This is a genomic window from Lawsonibacter sp. OA9 (genome assembly GCF_022440585.1).
The window spans coordinates 1,667,690-1,685,434 of record NZ_JAKNTI010000022.1 but is presented as its reverse complement, the minus strand read 5'-3'; the positions used below and the strand labels follow the sequence as shown (position 1 = coordinate 1,685,434).

Here is a 17,745-nt window from a genome sequence, read left to right as displayed (position 1 = left end):
CATTGTCCAAGTACGGCAAAGGAAAGGAAGAAAAACCATGCGTGTAATCTCCGGCTCGGCTAGAGGCAGAAGACTGAAGGAGCTTCAGGGGATGGATACCCGCCCCACCACAGATAAGGTCAAGGAGTCCCTATTCAATATTATCCAGTTCGAGATTGAGGGCAGAAGGGTGCTGGATCTCTTTGGCGGAACTGGTCAGCTGGGCATCGAGGCCCTGTCAAGGGGTGCGGACCACTGTACCTTTGTGGACATGAGAAAGGAGGCCGCCGCCCTGATTCGGGAGAACCTGAGGCTGACCGGCCTGAGTGAGCGGTCTCGGGTAGTCCAAGGGGACGCCCTGTCCTTCCTTTCCTCCTGCGGGGAAAAATTTGATGTGATCCTGTTGGACCCGCCTTACCGCACGGAGCTGCTGGAAAAGAGCGTGAAGCGGATCACAGAGTTTGACATTCTTCGGGAACATGGTATAATGATTTGTGAAAGCGCGGCGGAACGGGAGCTGCCCGCCCTGCCGCCCCCCTATGAACGGGGGAGAGAGTATCGCTACGGCAAGATCAGGCTGACAGTCTGCCGCCGGGCGGGGAGTGATAGACGATGAGTACTGCCATCTATCCCGGCAGTTTTGATCCAGTGACTCTGGGGCACCTGAATATCATCAAGCGGGCTGCCGCCTGCTTTGACAAGCTGATCGTGTGCGTCATGGTCAATTCCAAAAAACAGGGGATGTTCACCCCGGAGGAGCGGGTGGAATTGCTGCGCCGCTCCACCGCCCGTTTCCCCAATGTAGAGGTGGATTCCTCCAACGAGCTGTTGGCGGAATACGCCAAGCGCCGTCGGGCTCATGTGGTGGTCAAGGGCCTGCGGGCGGTATCGGATTTTGAGCAGGAGGTCCAGATGGCGGTCATTAACCGCAAGCTGAATCCCAAGTTGGAGACCATGTTTTTGGCCTCCAGTGAAAAATATACTTACCTCAGCTCTACCATCGTGAAGGAGATGGCCCGCTACGGAGCCAATCTGGCGGACTTCGTCCCCAGAGAGATCGTCAACGATGTGAACCAGCGCATGGGGCAGATGGAAAGAAAGGAAGGGTAATGGCATGGCAAGCGGAGTAGAAGAATTGCTGGATATGCTCTTTGAGATGATTGACGAGGCGAAGAACGTCCCTCTCTCCGGTGATAAGTGTATGATCGAACGGGACCGGGCGCTGGATCTAATCGACGATATCCGAAGCCAGTTCCCGGTAGAGCTGTCTGAGGCCAGAAAGATGATGGCCAACCGGGCTGAATTGGTCGCCTCCGCAAAACGCGAGGCCGACTCCATCCGCAAGGCGGCGGAGGATAAGGCGCGCCAGCTGCTGGCGGAGGATGTCATCACCCTCCAGGCCAAGCAGAAGGCCAACGATCTGAAGCGGGAGACTGAGGAGCGAAGCCGGGATCTGAAGCGGTCGGCCAACGAATACTGCGAAGATGTGCTGCGTCGTACGGAGGAGGCAGTGGCTGCCGCCTATGATGAGATCAAGAAGTCTCGGGCCAGCTTCCGGGCTGCCGCTGGAGCGTCTGCTGTGCCCCAGGCGGGGAGCACCGGCTCCCGGCCTATCTATGACGCCGCGGCTGACGAGGATTGAGAACAAAATGAAACAGCGCCGCTGGAAGGAAGCTTCCAGCGGCGCTGCTTTGTCTGAGTCAGGGGATCACGGCGAAGTGGGGGCGAATGGAGACTTAGCTTCACCAGGGCAGCCAGCCGTCCTCCCGGTCAGCCAGCACATCTATGGCCCCGTCCAGCATCTCGGCCGCCTCGGCCCGGGTCAGCTGATTGGATAGAGCTGCGGCGCCGGTGCTCTCCATTCGGATGACGCCGGAGGAGGCTAGGTTGGCCGCGGCCTGGGAGGCCCAGTGACCCTGGCTGTCAGAAGAAAATACCTCTACGGGCACATCAGTCACGTCCAGCAGGTTGTTTAGCATCACTGTGGCCTCGGCACGAGTGATCGGGGTATCCGCCCCAAAGACGGGGGCGCCGCTCTCATCTTTGGAGCCCTGGATGGTGCCGGCCTTCAGAGCCGCGGAAACAGAGCCCTTGGCCCAGGTGGGGATGGCGCTGTCGTCAGAGAAGCCGGTGAGTGTTACGCCCTCCATGGCTTCCAGACCAGACACGGCCATGGCCATGGTCAAGAACTGGGCCCGGCTGACGGGCTGCTTGGGGTCGAAGAAGTAGTGGCCGTTCATATACTGGCCCACATAGATGCCCTCCTCGGCCAGGTGAATCGCAGCCTTATGGGCGGGATTCCCCTCCATGTCGGCATAAGTCACCTTGGTGTCGGCCTTTTCGATGTGGACAGTGATCTTGGCCTCCGCGGAGGTGTTGCCAGCGGGGTCTACGGCTACATAAGTGAAGGAATCGCTCCCTGTCTTGTTCTCATAGGGGGTATACACGAACTGGCTGGAGCCGTCCTCTGCCAGAGTCACAGCGCCCCGGGCGGGGGTGGAGGTGAGCTGGAAGGACAGGGCGTCCCCCTCGCTGTCCACGGCGTCGAAATATCCGGTGATGGCCACGTTTTTATAGGTGGACAGCTCCATATTCCGAGCGATTGGGGCCTGATTTTCCTGGTCCAGAAGGTACAAGGTGACGGTAACGGGCCCGCAGTCCTGCGTGGGGGCGAGGCTGGGGGTGAAGGTAAAGGTGGTGGTGGTCACGGTGGGGACGGGAGAGCTCTGGAACCGGAGCCCGTCCAGAGCGGTACAGTCTACCACAGTGCCTACCTGGAGGGGCTGGCCGCCGATGACTAGTGTGCCAGCGCCGGGGTCAGGCAGGCTCTCGATGGTGATGGCAGTCAGCTGGGTCTTCTTATCTCCGGTGACCGCGAAGTCCTCCAGAGAGAAGGAGATGATGGTGCCGATAAGCCCGTTTTTGGAGAAGTCGTTGACAGCGGCGCTCTCCTTTTTATTCCAGAAGAAAGCGGAGGCGGGAAGGGACAGGGTAAAGGCCAGAGCCAGGGCTAGGATGGGAGCCATGACCCGGCGGAACGGATGAAAGCGATTCATGGGATACCTCCTTCAAAATTAGGTGTATCCCTATTCTTTTGCCATTGGAGCCAAATTATGCGAACACAGAAATTACCAGAAAAGATCCTGCCTTTCAGACAAAGCTCCCCGCATCCAGCAACGGATGCGGGGAGCTCCGGTCAGTCTGCAAACATGGGGGAGGAGAGATATCGGTCCCCAGAGTCGGGCAGGAGGACCACGATGGTCTTCCCGCGGTTCTCCTCCAGTCGGGCCAGCTCTCCCGCCGCCCACAGGGCGGCGCCGGAGGAGATGCCGGCCAGCACTCCCTCGGTCCGGACAAGCTCCCGCCCAGCCTGGAAGGCGTCCTGATCCCTTACACGGATAACCTGGTCGTAGACAGAACGATCTAGGGTCTGGGGAATAAAATTGGCCCCAATGCCCTGTATGCCGTGAGGGCCGGCTTGGCCCCCGGACAGCAGGGGAGAGGCGTCAGGTTCCACCGCTACTACCTTGATATTGGGATCTTGCTCCTTCAAATACCGGCCAGTACCGGACAAAGTCCCACCCGTCCCAACAGTGGCTACAAAAATATCCACGTTTCCATCTGTGTCACGCCAGATCTCCGGCCCGGTGGTCTGGTAGTGGGCACGGGGATTGGCTGGATTTTCAAACTGGCCGGGGATAAAGCTGCCGGGGATCGAGGCGGCCAGCTCCTGGGCTTTTCCCACCGCTCCCTGCATCCCTTGGGCGCCAGGAGTGAGGACGAGCTGGGCACCATAGGCCGCCAGCATGGACCGCCGCTCTGCGCTCATGGTATCCGGCATGGTTAAAATGACCTTGTATCCCCGTGCGGCAGCGATACAGGCTAGACCAATGCCAGTGTTGCCAGAGGTGGGTTCGATAATGGTGGCGCCTGGCTTGAGCAGACCCCGTTCCTCCGCGTCCAGAATGAGGGACAGCCCCACCCGGTCCTTAGCAGAGCCGGCTGGGTTAAGGTATTCCAATTTCGCCAGAACAGTGGCGGTGAAGTGGTGGGCTTTTCCGTAGCGTGTCAGTGCCAGGAGAGGTGTTCCTCCCACCAGCGGCTCGATTCCAGTATAGATACGGGCCATGATGACCAACCTTTCTCCATTCAAAATGATACAAAGCAACCGAGGATAGGCACTGCCTGTCCCAGTTGCCTGATATTAAAAATCATACCCCCGGCAGAGTTTTTTGTCAATTCGATTGCAAAGGTCGGGAGATAGGGGGTATAATGCTCTTATCTCTTAGTATGTCAAGAAAGGAAAACCTATGAAAACAGGACTGGTCCTGGAGGGCGGGGCCCTCCGTGCCATTTTTTCCAGCGGGGTGTGCGACGGCCTGCTGGAGGGCGGTATCATGACAGACTATTTCATCGGGGTGTCGGCAGGGGCGGCCTACGGCGTCAGCTATCTGTCCCGGCAGCCCCGCAGAAATCTGGAGGTGGTCACTCGCTTTGCCCCCGACCGGCGCTACATGGGGATGCGTAATCTGGCGGATAAGAAGAATCAGAGTTATTTCGGTCTGGAGTTTTCCTATCAGACTATCCCAAACGAGCTGGTCCCCTTTGACTACGACGCCTTTCAGGCCTATCCCGGAAAGGCGGAGGCGGTGGTCACTAATCTGAACACCGGCGGGGCGGACTATCTGGAGATCCCCCGGCAGGACCGGGAGTCCCTGGTGCTCCAGGCTACCTGCGCCATGCCTCTGATGTTTCCCATCTATCATATCAACGGTCAGCCCTATCTGGACGGCGGTGTTGGAGACGCCATCCCATGGCGGAGGGCGCTGGAGCAGGGCTGTGACCGTGTTCTGGTGGTGCTGACCAGGCCCAGGGAATACCGGCGCAGGCCAGATAAGCTGCTGCCCCTGGTGCGGAAGAAGTACCGGGAATATCCCAATTTTGTGGCGGCTATGGAACAGCGGGCCCAGGTCTATAACCAGGACCGGGAGGAGCTCTTCCGCGCGGAGCGGGAGGGCCGGCTTCTGGTCATCGCGCCCCGTTCCACCCTGGGCGTCTCACGGACAGAGCGGAACACGGAGAAGCTGCGGCTGCTGTGGGCGGCCGGCTATCAGGACGCTGTGGACCGGCTGGAGGAGATCCAGGACTTTTTCAGCCGATGAGGCGCTGCCTCCCGTCCGCTGGGCAGTCCGGCTCCTCGGCCGGCAGGGAGCAGAGCCCCTGATACCGCCCTACAAGGTCGGGCTGGAGGGCGAAAAGGGCCAGGATATCTCCCAACACGGTAAAAAAAGCGGACATACGGCCTAACTGGCCGCTGTCCTGGTCCTGGGCCAGGAGTAGGGCCAGTATGACGGCTATGGCCAGCAGCTCCTGGCTGCCGCCGCGGAAAAGTTGACCCAATACAACCACCCCCCGGTCATTCTATGCGCTGGCCGCCGGGGTGGTTTTTCGCGCCGCCTTGTCGAAGGCGCGGGACGGGTGAACCATGGATATCCATTGACGTTTCCAGGAGGATGTGGTATGGTCGTATACAGAAGATACAGGCAGGTGACAGGATGATCATTTTGGACCTGGAGTGGAACCAGGGATATGACAAGACCGTTTTAGACGAGGTCCTCCAGATCGGCGCGGTGCGGGTAGACCGGCTGGGTGGCCCCATTACAGATACCTTTTGCGCCTTTATCCGGCCCCGCGTCCACAAGAAGATGAAACAGATGGCCAGGTATCTGCCGGAGCTGCGGCGGTCCCTGGATTCGGAGACCACCTTTCCAGAGGCCATGGGAGCCTTCCTGGATTGGTGCGGCGAAGAGCGGGAATTTGGCGCCTGGGGCAGCGGCGATATGGAGGTGCTGGCCCAGAACTGCCGGTACTGGAAGATGGAGGCCGACCTGTCAAAAAAGGTGTGGGACCTCCAGCGCGCGTTCTCCATCACTGTGGGCACAGGCCAGAGCGTTGCTCTGTACCGGGCGGTGGAATACTGCGGCGTTCCAGCGCCCTTTGAATTTCACAACGCGCTGAACGACTGCGTCTATACGGCGGTGGTCAGCCAGTGGATCTCCCCGGCGGCTATCGACGAGCTGTCGTCGCCCGCTTGGGTAAAAAAATTTACCTGGACCTCTGAACCGGGGGGGAGCAGCCGCGAGATCGGGCCATTTCAAACGGCCAGGAGCGGACTGAATAGCCGGACCAGCCGTCTGATGAGCTGCCCGCTGTGCGGAGAGAAAGGTTGGGTCATCCAGTGGCGCTCCAGACGGGAGGGAGTCTATTTCGGTACCTTCCCCTGCCGCGAACACGGCAGGTTCTTGGTTCGGTTTGTGATGAGCCCTGGGGAGGACGGGCTGTTCCGGGGCAGGCTGTCCCTCCCACCTCTGACGGATGCCACCATCCAGGCATACTCCGAGGCCATGAAGGGTCAACTCCATTCCTGCAAGGCGCTGGGCGGCCGGCGGCGGAGGCGCGGCGGAAGAAGACGATCCGGGGACGAAGCGAGGGAGAAGGCGTCTTAAAAAAGAACAGCAGGGGGTGGACTGGCTTTGCTGGTCCGCCCCCTGTTCTGCTCAATTTAAGCACTTCTTAATATTTTCCCACTTGCAACTTAAACTCTGTATGTTATCCTTAGAGCAACAAGCATGGAAAGCGGGAGGAGAGGGACCATGTATACTATCCTGATCTGCGATGATGACAGGGACATTGTGTCGGCGCTGGATATCTATTTGACCAGTGAGGGCTATCAGACGGTCAAGGCCTATAATGGGAGAGAGGCGCTCAAGGCTGTGGAGCAGAGGGAGATTCATCTGATCCTGATGGACATCATGATGCCGGAGCTGGACGGGATTCGAGCCACAGCCAAGCTGCGGGAGGAGAACAATGTGCCCATTATTCTGCTGACGGCCAAGAGCGAGGACACAGATAAGATACTGGGGTTAAACATCGGGGCGGACGACTATATCACAAAGCCCTTTAACCCCCTGGAGGTCATAGCCCGGGTCAAGAGTCAGCTGCGGCGCTATACCAGCCTGGGAGGTTCAGAAAAGAGCACTGGCCTTATCACCGTTGGCCCGGTGTCCATGGATGACAGTGCCAAACGGGTCACAGTGGATGGAGAGCCCGTGGCGCTGACGCCCATTGAATACAATATTTTGAAGCTGCTGATTTCCCACCCCGGCCAGGTATTCTCCTCCGCCCAAATCTATGAGCAGGTATGGAACGATCCGGCCTACGGATCGGAGAACACGGTAGCCGTCCATATCCGCCATCTGAGGGAGAAGATCGAGATCGACCCGGCGGACCCCCGCTGGCTGAAGGTGGTGTGGGGGCTGGGCTACAAGATGGAGAAGGGAGGGGCCTGAATGGAAGCGGTACGGAAGAGCCCATGGGCTAAACTGACGGCTGCCTTTCTGATGCTGGCCCTTGCTTTTTCTAGTAGCTGGTTCGGATACAGGGCACTGACCGCTCTGTCCTGCGTGGGTGCCGAGAACTGGCAGCAGACAGGTATCTACTATGTTTTGCTGCGAGACCGAGAGGGCCAGCTGGCCGGCGGGGTGGCGGATGCCATCCAGCTGGAACGAAATGGGGAGAGCCTGTCTTATCTGGCTGTCCAGTCTATCCAGGAGAGCTTGGAGGAGCTGGAGGAGCGGATGGACGCTGAAAGCACCTGGTTTCGGTTTCAGGTCAAGACCGCCGACGGCGGCCAGGTCCTGGCCACCAATCTGAAGGAGGGGGAGACTCTCTCTGCGACGGTGTCCTCCGTGTGGTACTCCACCTTTGTGGTGGGCGAGCATTTTACACAGGAAGAATACGACCTCTATAACAGTGAAAATGATTATGTATTCTCAATCGGCGTGTCGGGACAGGGGAGCGAGCAGGTGCCGGGTGAGGCGGAGCTTGAGGGCAAGAGCGCCGTGGAACAGATGGTCATTGAGTGCGGGCTCCCACTGAACGTGGATGAGAGCCGGGCAGACGAATTTTACCAGCTATCCACCAGCTTTGACCAGGCCCTAGAGAGCTTCCGCCCCCGGTGTACCGCCGCTCTGTCCCTGATGGCGGCCAGTCTGCTGTGCCTGCTATTTCTGCTGTGGTCGGCGGGACATAAGGAGGGAAAAGAGGAGATCATACTCTCCTGGCAGGATAAGATATTCCTGGAGTTCCATTGGTTTTTCCTGTTGACTGTGGGGACCGCCCTGGCCGCCGGAGGCCTCTATTTTGGGGACTACCTGTACCAATTCATCGTGCAAGTCCATTTCTATTCCCAGGAGGAGCAGTGGGTGCTCTGGGTCATATATTTGGCCCTCTCCCTGCTCACAGCGGCGCTGGTCGGGGTCATCTGTCTGGCACTGCGTACCCTGGTGGTCCGAGTTAAGGCCGGGGCGTTGGCGCGGACCACCCTGCTGTGCAGGGTGGTCGGGTGGACAGTGCGCACTGTCCACGAGCTGATTGTCAACCTGCCCTTCATCTGGAAGGTGCTCCTGGGCTTTTTGATCTATTTCTTTGCCAATGTCATGCTGTTTACCTCGGCCCGCTACAACGGCCTGGCGGGGCTGCTGTGGTTTGGCCTCAACGGTGTGGTGTTCCTCTTTCTGGCCTGGTGGGCCATCGGGTTCCACCGCCTGCGAAAAGGGAGCCGGGCTATCGCCGCAGGGGACTTGGAGCATCAGATCGACACCAACAGGATGTTCCATGACCTGCGTCTCCAGGCCGAGGACCTGAATAACATCTCGGTGGGCCTGTCCAGTGCTGTGGATGAGAAGATGAAAAGCGAGCGATTTAAGGCGGAGCTGATTACCAACGTGTCCCACGACTTGAAGACGCCGCTCACCTCCATTATAAATTATGTCAACCTGTTAAAAACTACGGAGCAGACCGACCCCAAGGCCCAGGAATACATTGAGGTGCTGGACCGCAAATCCCAGCGGCTGAAGAAGCTGACGGAGGATCTGGTGGAGGCGTCCAAGGCGTCTACCGGCGTGCTGTCCGTCAGCCGGGAGAAGATCGGTATGGTCCAGTTGATCGACCAGGCCCTAGGGGAGTGGGAGGAGAAGCTGGCCGCCCGCCATCTGACCGTGGTAAGGAATCTTCAGGATGGGGAAACCTGGGTCTATGCTGACGGACGTCATCTGTGGCGGGTCATCGATAATCTGCTGTCCAACTGTGCCAAATATGCCATGGAGGGTACCCGAATCTACCTGGACCTGGAGCGGGGGCACGGACAGGTGGTCCTATCGGTGAAGAATATCTCCCGAGAGGCGCTGAACGTGGCGCCGGAGCGTCTGATGGAGCGGTTTGTCCGGGGGGATGAGTCCCGCACCACCGAGGGTTCCGGCTTGGGACTATCCATCGCCCGAAGCCTGACTGAGCTTCAGGGGGGCATTTTCCAGCTGAAGGTGGATGGGGACCTGTTCAAAGCGTGTATCACCTTGCCCCAGGCGAATTGAGGGTAAACTGACAGACCGCCCGCATCTCGCGGGCGGTCTGCTTTTATATCCATACCGGCTGCATATAAGAGGGAAGCCGTACCGGAGAGCGAGCTCCCAAGGACATCCGCCGCTGCCAGCTTAGAAAACCAATAAAAAAGTATATCCTTTTTACCGGGTTTGTGGTATGATGATAAATAGGATTTTTATGGGAAGCGGCAGAAGGCTGAAATGAGAGGAGAGTGGAGGGCATGAGGAGAAAATGGTATAAGATACTCTTTCCGGCGGCGCTGATGCTGCTGCTGTCCGGCTGCCTGTTCCAGTCTCCCCAGGACCTCTACCGCCAGCCGGAGAAGTCAGCCGGCTATGAGAAGCTGAACGCAGTCATTCAGGAGGTGCGCACCGCCCTGGAAATGGAGTTTGACGCCAGTGCGGAAACAGCAGTCATCCTGGCAGGCGACAATACTGCCACCATCCAGCTCCAGGATTTGGACGGGGATGGGACCCGGGAGAGCGCGATCACCTTCCTGCGTATCCCCAGTATTGAGAAGTCCATTAAAATATTTATCTTTACCCAGATAGGAGAGGAATACCGGGTGTCCGCTGTGGTAGAGGGGGACGGCTCGGCCATCTATTCCATAGACTATGTGGACCTGAACGGCAGCGGATATAAGGAGCTGGTGGTCAACTGGCAGATCAGCACTGGCGTATATCAGCTGGGTGTCTATACTCTGGACGAGCTGATGCTTCCAGTGTCCGGAGGAACGGAGGCTGCGGAGGCCGGCCCCACGGTATGGGGCGCGGCTCCTGCCGAACGGGCGGAGCTGCTGGCCACTGAACTGCTGCTGACTCGGTGCAGTGCCGCTACGGAGGGCTCCTCCTTCTCCAGTGGTTACCGTCTGCTGGATATTGACCGGGACACCAGGAGCGAGGTAGCAGTGGTCCGTATTGACTCCGCTGGCGTGGGCAGCCATGTGGAGGTCTACGGATGGAGAGATGGAGCCATGGTCAGCTTGGGCAGCGTGCCATTGTCTGCCGGCATCGTGTCCCTGACCCGTATCCGAGCCAATTACCTGGGAGGAGAGTTCTATCCACCGGCTCTCTATGTGACCAGCACCCTTTCCGACGGCCGGCGGGTGATCGATGTGCTCTCCTATCAGAATGGGCGGCTGACCAATCTAACAATGGATCCGCTGACCGGGGTAAGCCGGGAAGTCATGCTGGGCTATACTGAGGTGGACCCCACTGACATCAACGGCGACTATGTGATAGAGCTGCCCTCTCCCAGCCGCCTGCCGGTATACGGAGACAATGCCGCCACCAATTTCTGGCTGATCGACTGGTATCAGTATCAGGAAACAGGGGAGCGGGACCATGTGATGACCACCTATCACAATGTGACTGATTCTTGGTATCTGGTCATCCCACAGGAGTGGGAGGGCAAGATTACCATTTCCCGCAACGACCAGGTCATCGGCCAGCGTGAGGTTATCTTCTCTCTTTGGCAGGGCGAGGATAAGGAGCCTGTGCCCTTCCTAAGCATTTACCGGCTGACCGGGCTGAACCGGGCGGCCCGATCCACACGAGAGGGCCGGTTTGTTCTCCGGGAGGAGGAGAATGTGATTTATTCCGCTGCCTTCTATGACAGCGACTGGGACTGCGGCTTGGACGAGACCAGCCTGCTGGAGTATTTCAGGACGATCCAGGCAGACTGGTATAGCCAGTGACAGACGACGGAGGAAAACAGAGATGAGAAAAATTTTGGTCCTGGAGGACGAGGAGAATATTCGCAGCTTCGTGGTCATCAACTTGAAGCGGGCGGGCTACCAGACGATAGAGGCCGGAACCGGCGAAGAGGCGTTGGCCGCACTGAAGGCCAATCCAGGGATTAAGGTGGCCCTGCTGGATATCATGCTGCCTGACATCGACGGGTTTGAGGTCTGCCGCCGTATCCGGGCCATGGACAACAAAATCGGCATTATCATGCTTACTGCCCGGACCCAGGAGATGGACAAGGTAACCGGGCTTATGACCGGAGCGGATGACTATGTGACCAAGCCCTTCTCCCCGGCGGAGCTTACCGCGCGTGTGGACGCCCTATTTCGCCGTACAGGCGGGGATGAGACGGCGGCCAGCCCTGATGAGATTAGCGATCCCCCCTTTCTGCTCAACACTAGGAACCGGACACTGGAAAAGGATGGGCAGAAGGTAAAGCTGACCCAGGTGGAGTATTCCATCGTCAAGCTGTTTATGGAGAACCCAGGAAAGGCCCTGTCCCGTGAAGAGATCCTGGATACTGTGTGGGGAAAAGACTACTTTGGGGAGCTAAAGATTGTGGACGTGAACATCCGCCGCCTGCGGATCAAGATTGAGGATAACGCCCAAAAACCGGTGTTTGTCAATACGGTCTGGGGCTACGGCTATAAGTGGGGCAGTTAAGCCTGACGGCGTTTGGGCGTTGTCCTCCCCGCTCGACGGGTCCGGCCATAAATTCTTAGGCCCAGGGGGCTGGAGAATTTCCGAAGGCGGAATTTACTTCTGGGTACCTGCTCTATGGGAAAGCAACGCCCCAAAGCCGGTGTTTGTCAATACGGTCTGGGGCTGCGGCTATTAGTAAGGAAGCTGATGCTGAAAAAGAACTGTTGCCACCGCTCCATAAGGGGACAGAAAACGGGAAAGGAGGTGCTCCAGTGGCAAAAAAGATGGAACTTCACGATAAGGGTAAGATAAGAGGCATTCGTCGGCGCTGGCTGCTGAACAGCGTCGGCGTAGTGCTGTTGATTTTAGCTCTGGCCCTGGGCACCTTCATTGCCAGCCTGCGGAGTTACTATTATACAGGCACTACCGACGATCTGATGAGCCGGGCCAGTTCCACGGCGTACAGCTTCCGCAACTATACCAGCAGTGAGTATAGTACCGTGGCCCAGCGCACAGTCAGCGAATACGAGGAAAAGGGGCTGCTGGAGCTCCAGTTCCTGGACGAGACGGGGGCCGTTCTTTATTCAGGAAATGACTTGGCGGCCGGAACTACGCCGGATACGCCGGATATCCAGGGGGCGCTGGAGGATCAGGAGACGACACCGTGGATTGGGCGGGACCCGAGTACGGGGGAGCGCATCGCTGCCGCCTGCAGCCCAGTGGTCTATCAGGGCCATACCGAGGGGCTGATCCGCTATGTCACCTCCATGTCAGGTATCGACCGCCAGTTCATCCTGACAGTGTCCCTCATCACGGTGGTCGCTCTGGCCATTTTTGCCATGGTCTATTTCTCCAACCTCTATTTTGTGCGCTCCATTGTGGAGCCTCTGGCCAGCATCACGGAAACGGCCAGACTCATTGCGGACGGAAGCTATGGAGTCCAGATCGAGAAGAAATTTGACGACGAGATCGGGGAGCTGACCGACACCATCAACGATATGTCCCTGAAGATACGCCAGTCGGAAAAGACCCAGAGTGAGTTCATCTCCTCGGTGTCCCATGAGCTGCGTACCCCCCTGACCGCCATCACCGGCTGGGCTGAAACCATGCAGAGCGGCGAGCTGCGGGACCCGGAGGATATGAAGAAAGGAATGGAGATCATCCTGTCCGAAGCCAGGCGGCTGACCAATATGGTGGAGGAGCTGCTGGAGTTCTCCCGTATTTCTGACGGCCGCTTTACCCTGTCGGTGGAGCCCCTGGATCTGAAGGCAGAGCTGGAGGACGCGGTGTATACCTATACCGAGTTCTTCCGTAGAGAGGGGATCGCACTGGAGTACACGGACTGCCCGGAGGAAATGCTGCCGATCTCCGGTGACCCCCACCGGCTGCGGCAAGTGTTCTGTAATCTGCTGGACAACGCCGCCAAGCATGGAGGTTCTGGAAAGCGCATTGATGTGTCTATCGCCCGGGAGGGGGAGGAAGCCGTCATCCGCATCCGGGACTATGGACCCGGTATCCCGGAGGGAGAGCTGCCATTTATTAAAAATAAATTCTATAAAGGCAGCTCTAAAGCACGGGGTTCCGGTATCGGTCTGGCGGTGTGTGAGGAGATTGTGGTTCGGCATGAGGGACAGCTGTTCATTGGAAATGCCGAAGGGGGAGGGTGCCTGGTGGTCATCCGGCTCCCATTGGACAAATGAGAACATAAGTTCTATTTTACCTTGCTATTTTCGTTCAACTCTGGTACAATATCGGGGAGAATATTCAGAATGGGACGGTGAGACCTCTGGAGAACAGGGGGCGAAACTGCCGGGAGCTCCCCGGACATAGTTGGATATACCTATTCTATCAGTGCCAACATAAGGAGAATCAAATGTCGATTCAGACAGAACAAGAAAGACAAGGGGCTTGCCAAAAGGGTTTTAAGACCATGTGCGGTGGACAGGCTCTGATTGAGGGCATCATGATGCGGGGCCCCAAAAAGCAGTCTGTGGTGGTCCGCCGGCCGGACGGAGAGCTGGAGATACAGGAGAAAGATATTAAGCTGATCCGGGACCGATATCCCATCCTGGGGCTGCCCCTGATCCGCGGCGTGGTCACCTTCTGCGACTCCATGTACAACGGAGTGACCGCCCTGATGTTTTCGGCGGATTTCTACCCTGAGGACGGGGAGGAAGAAGAGCCCTCCAGATTTGAAAATTGGCTCAACAACAGGCTGGGCAGCGAGAAGGCCACCGCGTTCTTCACTACCTTGGCCGTGATTTTGGGCATCGGGATGTCCATTGCCCTGTTTTTTCTGCTGCCCACCCTGCTGGGCACAGCGGTCCGGTTTTTTACCCCGTCTATGCTGGTTCGGAACGTGGCGGAGAGTCTGTTGAAGATCGTAATTTTTGTGGGCTATCTGGCCCTGTGCTCCCGGATGAAGGAGATGAAACGGGTATTCTCCTACCACGGGGCGGAGCACAAGACTATCTTCTGCTATGAGGCTGGGCTGCCCCTTACGGTGGAGAACGTGAGAAAACAGCCGCGGCACCACCCGCGCTGCGGTACCAGCTTCCTGTTTATGGTCATCGCGGTCTCCATTTTAGTGTCCACAGTAGTTTTTGCCATCTGGCCGGTGGAGAATGCCTTTTTACGCTTTCTTGCCCACCTGGCCATGCTGCCCCTTATCGTGGGCATCAGCTATGAGTTTAATCGTTGGGCAGGCCGCCATGACGGACCTGTGACCAAGCTCCTTACCGCCCCCGGCCTGTGGCTTCAGAACTTCACTACCTTCGAGCCGGATGACTCCATGATCGAGGTGGGCATCCGGGCCCTGGAGCTGGTCCTGCCGGAGAAGCAGGGGGAGGACGCCTGGTAGCGCCAAAGGAAAGCGGGCTCCGTTTTGATAGGCCGTCTCCGGCCGTTAACGGGAGCCCTGTGCGCCTATGTCCGTATACAAATAAACGGGGAAGGTGATAGTATGGCCACCACCTATAACAATCTGTTTCTGGATACTAGGGCCCGGCTGAAAAAGGCCGGAGTGGAGGGGGCCCAGCTGGAGGCCAGAGAAATCCTGTGCTACGCCTCAGACAAGAGCCGTGAGCAGCTGTACCGAGATATGTCCCTCTATGTGTCCGCCGAGCTGGAGCGCCGGGTAGAGGAGCTGGTCCAGCGCCGTCTGGCCGGGGAGCCGGTGGCCTATATCATCGGCGAGTGGGAGTTCTATGGCCTGCCGCTCAATATCTCCCAGGATGTCCTTATCCCCCGGATGGACACCGAGGTGCTGGCCGAGCGGGGGATTTTGAAGGCACGGGAGGCCGGCGAGGGTGCCAGAGTGCTGGACCTATGCGCCGGGAGCGGCTGTGTGGGGCTGGCGGTGGCCGCCAATGCGCCCAACTGCCGGGTGGTGCTGGCGGAGCTGTCCGAGGGAGCCCTGCGGCTGTGCAAGCAGAATGTCCGCCGCAACGACCTGAACTCCAGAGTCACCTGCTTATCCGTCAACGCGATGGAGCCGCCCAGCTCCGCACTCTGGGATTTTGACGCCATCGTCTGTAACCCCCCCTACATACCTACCGCGGACATTCTGGGTCTGGAACACTCTGTCCGGGACTACGAGCCCCATATGGCTCTGGACGGCGGCGAAGACGGGCTAGACTTTTACCGCTTCATTTCCGCCAAATGGAAATCCGCCCTCCGGCTGGGAGGCACCCTGCTCTTCGAGGTGGGGATCGGCCAGGCGCCCGAGGTGGAGGAGATTCTGGCCCGAAACGGCTTTGAGGACATTAAGACCACAGCCGATACCCAGGGGATCTGGCGGGTGGTGGAGGGGACCATCAACAGCTGAGGTAGAACAGGGGGCCGCCCCCCACAAAAAGTACCGTTTATCGGATAGATAAAAGGGTAATATATGGGACAGACAGAGGCCGGCGGCTGAGAGCCGCCGGCGAGAAAGGAAAGATGTACATGGCTGCTAAAAAACCCGTGGTGGAGTCGGCAACTCCCGCGTCTGACAAGAAAAAGGCATTAGAGACCGCTATGGCCCAGATCGAGCGGGCTTATGGCAAGGGCTCTATCATGCGCCTGGGAGAGAATGCCGATGTGGTGGTGGACTCCATCCCTACTGGATCCCTGTCCCTGGATATCGCCCTAGGCATTGGCGGCGTTCCAAAGGGCCGCATCATCGAGATCTACGGGCCGGAGTCCTCCGGTAAGACCACTCTGGCCCTCCACATTGTGGCCGAGGCTCAGAAACGGGGGGGAGAGGTGGCCTTTATCGACGCGGAGCACGCCTTGGATCCCGGCTATGCCAGGGCCTTGGGGGTGGACATCGACTCCATGCTCATCTCCCAGCCGGACACCGGCGAGCAGGGATTGGAGATTTGCGAGGCTCTGGTCCGCTCCGGAGCCATCGACGTGGTGGTGGTGGACTCCGTGGCCGCTCTGACGCCCCGGGCGGAGATCGAGGGGGACATGGGGGACAGCCATGTGGGCTTACTGGCCCGACTGATGAGCCAGGCCCTGCGCAAGCTGGCCGGCTCCATTTCCAAAACCAACTGTATCGTTATTTTTATCAATCAGCTCCGAGAAAAGGTGGGGGTCATGTACGGCAACCCCGAGGTGACTACCGGCGGTCGGGCGCTGAAATTCTACTCCTCAGTGCGTATCGACGTGCGGCGGGTGGAGGCTCTGAAGAACGGTTCTGAGATCATCGGCAACCGCACCAGAGCCAAGATCGTGAAGAATAAAGTCGCGCCCCCCTTCCGGGAGGCGGAGTTTGACATCCTCTACGGCGAGGGCATCTCCAAGTGGGGCGAGCTGGTGGACCTGGCGGTCAAGCTGGATATCGTCCAGAAGTCCGGCTCCTGGTTCGCCATGGGTGAGCTGCGCCTGGGGCAAGGCCGGGACGCGGTGAAGCAGTATCTCCAGGACCACCCGGAGCTGGCCGAGGACATTGAGGCCCAGGTACGGGCCAACGCCTTCAAGCTGATGAGCAAGCAGGCCCAGATTGCCGCCAGGGCCGCCGGGCGGGCGGTGGACGTGGCTGCGGACGATTTCGAGGATGGAGAGGACTAAGTGGTCATCCAGGAGTTGAAGCCCTCCAAGCGGGTCCAGGGCCGGTGGCTGGCTGTGTTGGAGGACGGCTCCATCCTGCGTCTGGGGGAGAACGAAATCATTGATTTTGCCCTCTGCGCCGGGAAGGAGCTGACCGAAGAGGAGGCCGAGGGACTGATGGCCTCTCTCCACCGGAGCGGCCTGAAGGAGAAGGCACTGTCCCTGCTGGCAAGAAAGCCCCAGTCCCGAAAGGAACTGGAGCGAAAGCTGTCCCAGTGGGAGGCCACCCAGGAGGAGGCCGCCGCCATTTGTGAACGGATGGCGGAGCTGGGCTACCTGGACGATGCGGCTTACGCTGCCCAAGTAGTCCGCTACTACTCCGCTAAGGGATACGGGGAGCGGAAGTTGCGGGACGAGCTGTATTGCCGGGGCGTCCCAAGGGAGCTGTGGGAGGATGCCCTCGACCAGGCGCAGGACTCCTCCACGGCCATCGACGCCTTCCTGACCAAAAAGCTGGGGGGCAGGACGCCTGACCGTCAGGAGCTGAAGAAGCTGTCTGACGCCCTGGCCCGCCGGGGCTACCACTGGAGCGAGATCAACGAGGCCCTGGGGCGCTGCGGGGCGGAGGTGGAGCTGGACTAGCTGCCGCAGTCCTCCAGCATGGAGAGCATCAGCTGGGCCCCGGTCTGAAAGCCGTCCCGGTAGCTCTTTAGCTCTGTGCGGGTGAGGACCAGCCGAAGCTGCCGCAGGAACTCTTGGTTGAACTGCTCGCCCATAGCCGGAGCGATGCGCTCCAACTGCTTCTTCAGGCTGGACGGTATGTTCTCAAGGGGGTTGACCGGGGGATCCCGCAGGCTTTCGCCCAGGCAGAGTGCGGAGATATAATCGTACATTTTAGCACCTC

General features: G+C 58.8%; 18 protein-coding genes. 14 read left to right on the top strand and 4 right to left on the bottom strand.

Translation table 11 applies throughout. From position 1 onward, the window contains the following. The first annotated feature begins 1 nt into the window (after window position 1). Genes rsmD through MCG44_RS09345 form a run of 3 tightly spaced genes read left to right on the top strand, consistent with a single transcriptional unit; the run spans window position 2 to window position 1,621 of the window. Window positions 2–595 (top strand): 16S rRNA (guanine(966)-N(2))-methyltransferase RsmD, encoded by a 594-nt coding sequence (gene rsmD, locus MCG44_RS09355; RefSeq protein WP_318653910.1) that lies wholly within the window; start codon window positions 2–4, stop codon window positions 593–595. Next, on the top strand, window positions 592–1,089 hold the full coding sequence (gene coaD, locus MCG44_RS09350) for a pantetheine-phosphate adenylyltransferase (protein ID WP_147571225.1): 498 nt from the start codon (window positions 592–594) through the stop codon (window positions 1,087–1,089). Before rsmD ends, coaD begins: the two co-directional genes overlap by 4 nt. Window positions 1,090–1,093: 4 nt before the next feature. Next, a complete protein-coding gene (locus MCG44_RS09345; RefSeq protein WP_147571224.1) occupies window positions 1,094–1,621 on the top strand; it encodes a hypothetical protein in 528 nt (175 codons plus the stop codon). Window positions 1,622–1,721: 100 nt separating this feature from the next. On the opposite strand, the gene MCG44_RS09340 is transcribed toward MCG44_RS09345, so the two are convergent. Both MCG44_RS09340 and cysK read right to left on the bottom strand, forming a co-directional pair. Next, the gene (locus MCG44_RS09340) at window positions 1,722–3,035 is read right to left on the bottom strand and encodes an Ig-like domain-containing protein (RefSeq protein WP_147571223.1); all 1,314 of its coding nucleotides are present in this window, start codon (window positions 3,033–3,035) and stop codon (window positions 1,722–1,724) included. Window positions 3,036–3,175: 140 nt separating this feature from the next. After that, on the bottom strand, window positions 3,176–4,108 hold the full coding sequence (gene cysK / locus MCG44_RS09335) for a cysteine synthase A (protein WP_240288907.1): 933 nt from the start codon (window positions 4,106–4,108) through the stop codon (window positions 3,176–3,178). Window positions 4,109–4,289: 181 nt separating this feature from the next. On the opposite strand from cysK, the gene MCG44_RS09330 reads away from it, so the two are divergent. Further along, a complete protein-coding gene (locus MCG44_RS09330; RefSeq protein ID WP_186852468.1) occupies window positions 4,290–5,141 on the top strand; it encodes a patatin family protein in 852 nt (283 codons plus the stop codon). On the opposite strand, the gene MCG44_RS09325 is transcribed toward MCG44_RS09330, so the two are convergent. Beyond that, complete coding sequence (locus MCG44_RS09325; RefSeq protein WP_240287866.1) at window positions 5,131–5,379, bottom strand: hypothetical protein; 249 nt, start codon at window positions 5,377–5,379, stop codon at window positions 5,131–5,133. The two genes, MCG44_RS09330 and MCG44_RS09325, sit on opposite strands and share 11 nt — an antisense overlap. Before the next feature lie 155 nt (window positions 5,380–5,534). On the opposite strand from MCG44_RS09325, the gene MCG44_RS09320 reads away from it, so the two are divergent. From MCG44_RS09320 to MCG44_RS09275, 10 genes are all read left to right on the top strand, one after another. Further along, window positions 5,535–6,485, top strand: a complete 951-nt coding sequence (locus MCG44_RS09320; RefSeq protein ID WP_240287865.1) for a 3'-5' exonuclease — start codon at window positions 5,535–5,537, stop codon at window positions 6,483–6,485. Between the two features lie 147 nt (window positions 6,486–6,632). Beyond that, window positions 6,633–7,328, top strand: a complete 696-nt coding sequence (locus tag MCG44_RS09315; protein WP_147571219.1) for a response regulator transcription factor — start codon at window positions 6,633–6,635, stop codon at window positions 7,326–7,328. Then, on the top strand, window positions 7,329–9,410 hold the full coding sequence (locus MCG44_RS09310) for a sensor histidine kinase (protein WP_147571218.1): 2,082 nt from the start codon (window positions 7,329–7,331) through the stop codon (window positions 9,408–9,410). Window positions 9,411–9,640: 230 nt separating this feature from the next. Continuing rightward, window positions 9,641–11,116, top strand: coding sequence for a VCBS repeat-containing protein (locus MCG44_RS09305; protein WP_240287862.1), 1,476 nt, complete (start codon window positions 9,641–9,643; stop codon window positions 11,114–11,116). A gap of 22 nt (window positions 11,117–11,138) precedes the next feature. Further along, entirely contained in the window at window positions 11,139–11,828 is a 690-nt protein-coding gene (locus MCG44_RS09300; protein ID WP_147571216.1) for a response regulator transcription factor, read from the top strand. A gap of 251 nt (window positions 11,829–12,079) precedes the next feature. Beyond that, entirely contained in the window at window positions 12,080–13,507 is a 1,428-nt protein-coding gene (locus tag MCG44_RS09295) for a sensor histidine kinase (protein ID WP_147571215.1), read from the top strand. 173 nt (window positions 13,508–13,680) lie between these two features. Next, entirely contained in the window at window positions 13,681–14,667 is a 987-nt protein-coding gene (locus tag MCG44_RS09290) for a DUF1385 domain-containing protein (RefSeq protein ID WP_240287860.1), read from the top strand. Window positions 14,668–14,769: 102 nt separating this feature from the next. Continuing rightward, window positions 14,770–15,633 (top strand): peptide chain release factor N(5)-glutamine methyltransferase, encoded by an 864-nt coding sequence (gene prmC, locus MCG44_RS09285; RefSeq protein WP_147571214.1) that lies wholly within the window; start codon window positions 14,770–14,772, stop codon window positions 15,631–15,633. Between the two features lie 119 nt (window positions 15,634–15,752). Next, window positions 15,753–16,862 carry a recombinase RecA gene (recA, locus tag MCG44_RS09280; protein ID WP_186852472.1) on the top strand — a complete coding sequence of 370 codons (1,110 nt, stop codon included), beginning with the start codon at window positions 15,753–15,755 and terminating at the stop codon, window positions 16,860–16,862. Beyond that, window positions 16,863–17,483: a regulatory protein RecX gene (locus MCG44_RS09275; protein WP_147571212.1), complete on the top strand. Its 621-nt coding sequence runs from the start codon at window positions 16,863–16,865 to the stop codon at window positions 17,481–17,483. On the opposite strand, the gene MCG44_RS09270 is transcribed toward MCG44_RS09275, so the two are convergent. Beyond that, the gene (locus tag MCG44_RS09270; RefSeq protein ID WP_240287859.1) at window positions 17,480–17,734 is read right to left on the bottom strand and encodes a hypothetical protein; all 255 of its coding nucleotides are present in this window, start codon (window positions 17,732–17,734) and stop codon (window positions 17,480–17,482) included. The two genes, MCG44_RS09275 and MCG44_RS09270, sit on opposite strands and share 4 nt — an antisense overlap. Between the last annotated feature and the right edge of the window lie 11 nt (window positions 17,735–17,745).

Coding starts and splice junctions, on each gene's coding strand:
- coaD (WP_147571225.1), top strand. CDS start 592: ATGAGTACTGCCATCTATCCCGGCAGTTTTGATCCAGTGACTCTGGGG.
- MCG44_RS09345 (WP_147571224.1), top strand. CDS start 1,094: ATGGCAAGCGGAGTAGAAGAATTGCTGGATATGCTCTTTGAGATGATT.
- MCG44_RS09340 (WP_147571223.1), bottom strand. CDS start 3,035: ATGAATCGCTTTCATCCGTTCCGCCGGGTCATGGCTCCCATCCTAGCC.
- cysK (WP_240288907.1), bottom strand. CDS start 4,108: ATGGCCCGTATCTATACTGGAATCGAGCCGCTGGTGGGAGGAACACCT.
- MCG44_RS09330 (WP_186852468.1), top strand. CDS start 4,290: ATGAAAACAGGACTGGTCCTGGAGGGCGGGGCCCTCCGTGCCATTTTT.
- MCG44_RS09320 (WP_240287865.1), top strand. CDS start 5,535: ATGATCATTTTGGACCTGGAGTGGAACCAGGGATATGACAAGACCGTT.
- MCG44_RS09315 (WP_147571219.1), top strand. CDS start 6,633: ATGTATACTATCCTGATCTGCGATGATGACAGGGACATTGTGTCGGCG.
- MCG44_RS09310 (WP_147571218.1), top strand. CDS start 7,329: ATGGAAGCGGTACGGAAGAGCCCATGGGCTAAACTGACGGCTGCCTTT.
- MCG44_RS09305 (WP_240287862.1), top strand. CDS start 9,641: ATGAGGAGAAAATGGTATAAGATACTCTTTCCGGCGGCGCTGATGCTG.
- MCG44_RS09300 (WP_147571216.1), top strand. CDS start 11,139: ATGAGAAAAATTTTGGTCCTGGAGGACGAGGAGAATATTCGCAGCTTC.
- MCG44_RS09290 (WP_240287860.1), top strand. CDS start 13,681: ATGTCGATTCAGACAGAACAAGAAAGACAAGGGGCTTGCCAAAAGGGT.
- prmC (WP_147571214.1), top strand. CDS start 14,770: ATGGCCACCACCTATAACAATCTGTTTCTGGATACTAGGGCCCGGCTG.
- recA (WP_186852472.1), top strand. CDS start 15,753: ATGGCTGCTAAAAAACCCGTGGTGGAGTCGGCAACTCCCGCGTCTGAC.
- MCG44_RS09270 (WP_240287859.1), bottom strand. CDS start 17,734: ATGTACGATTATATCTCCGCACTCTGCCTGGGCGAAAGCCTGCGGGAT.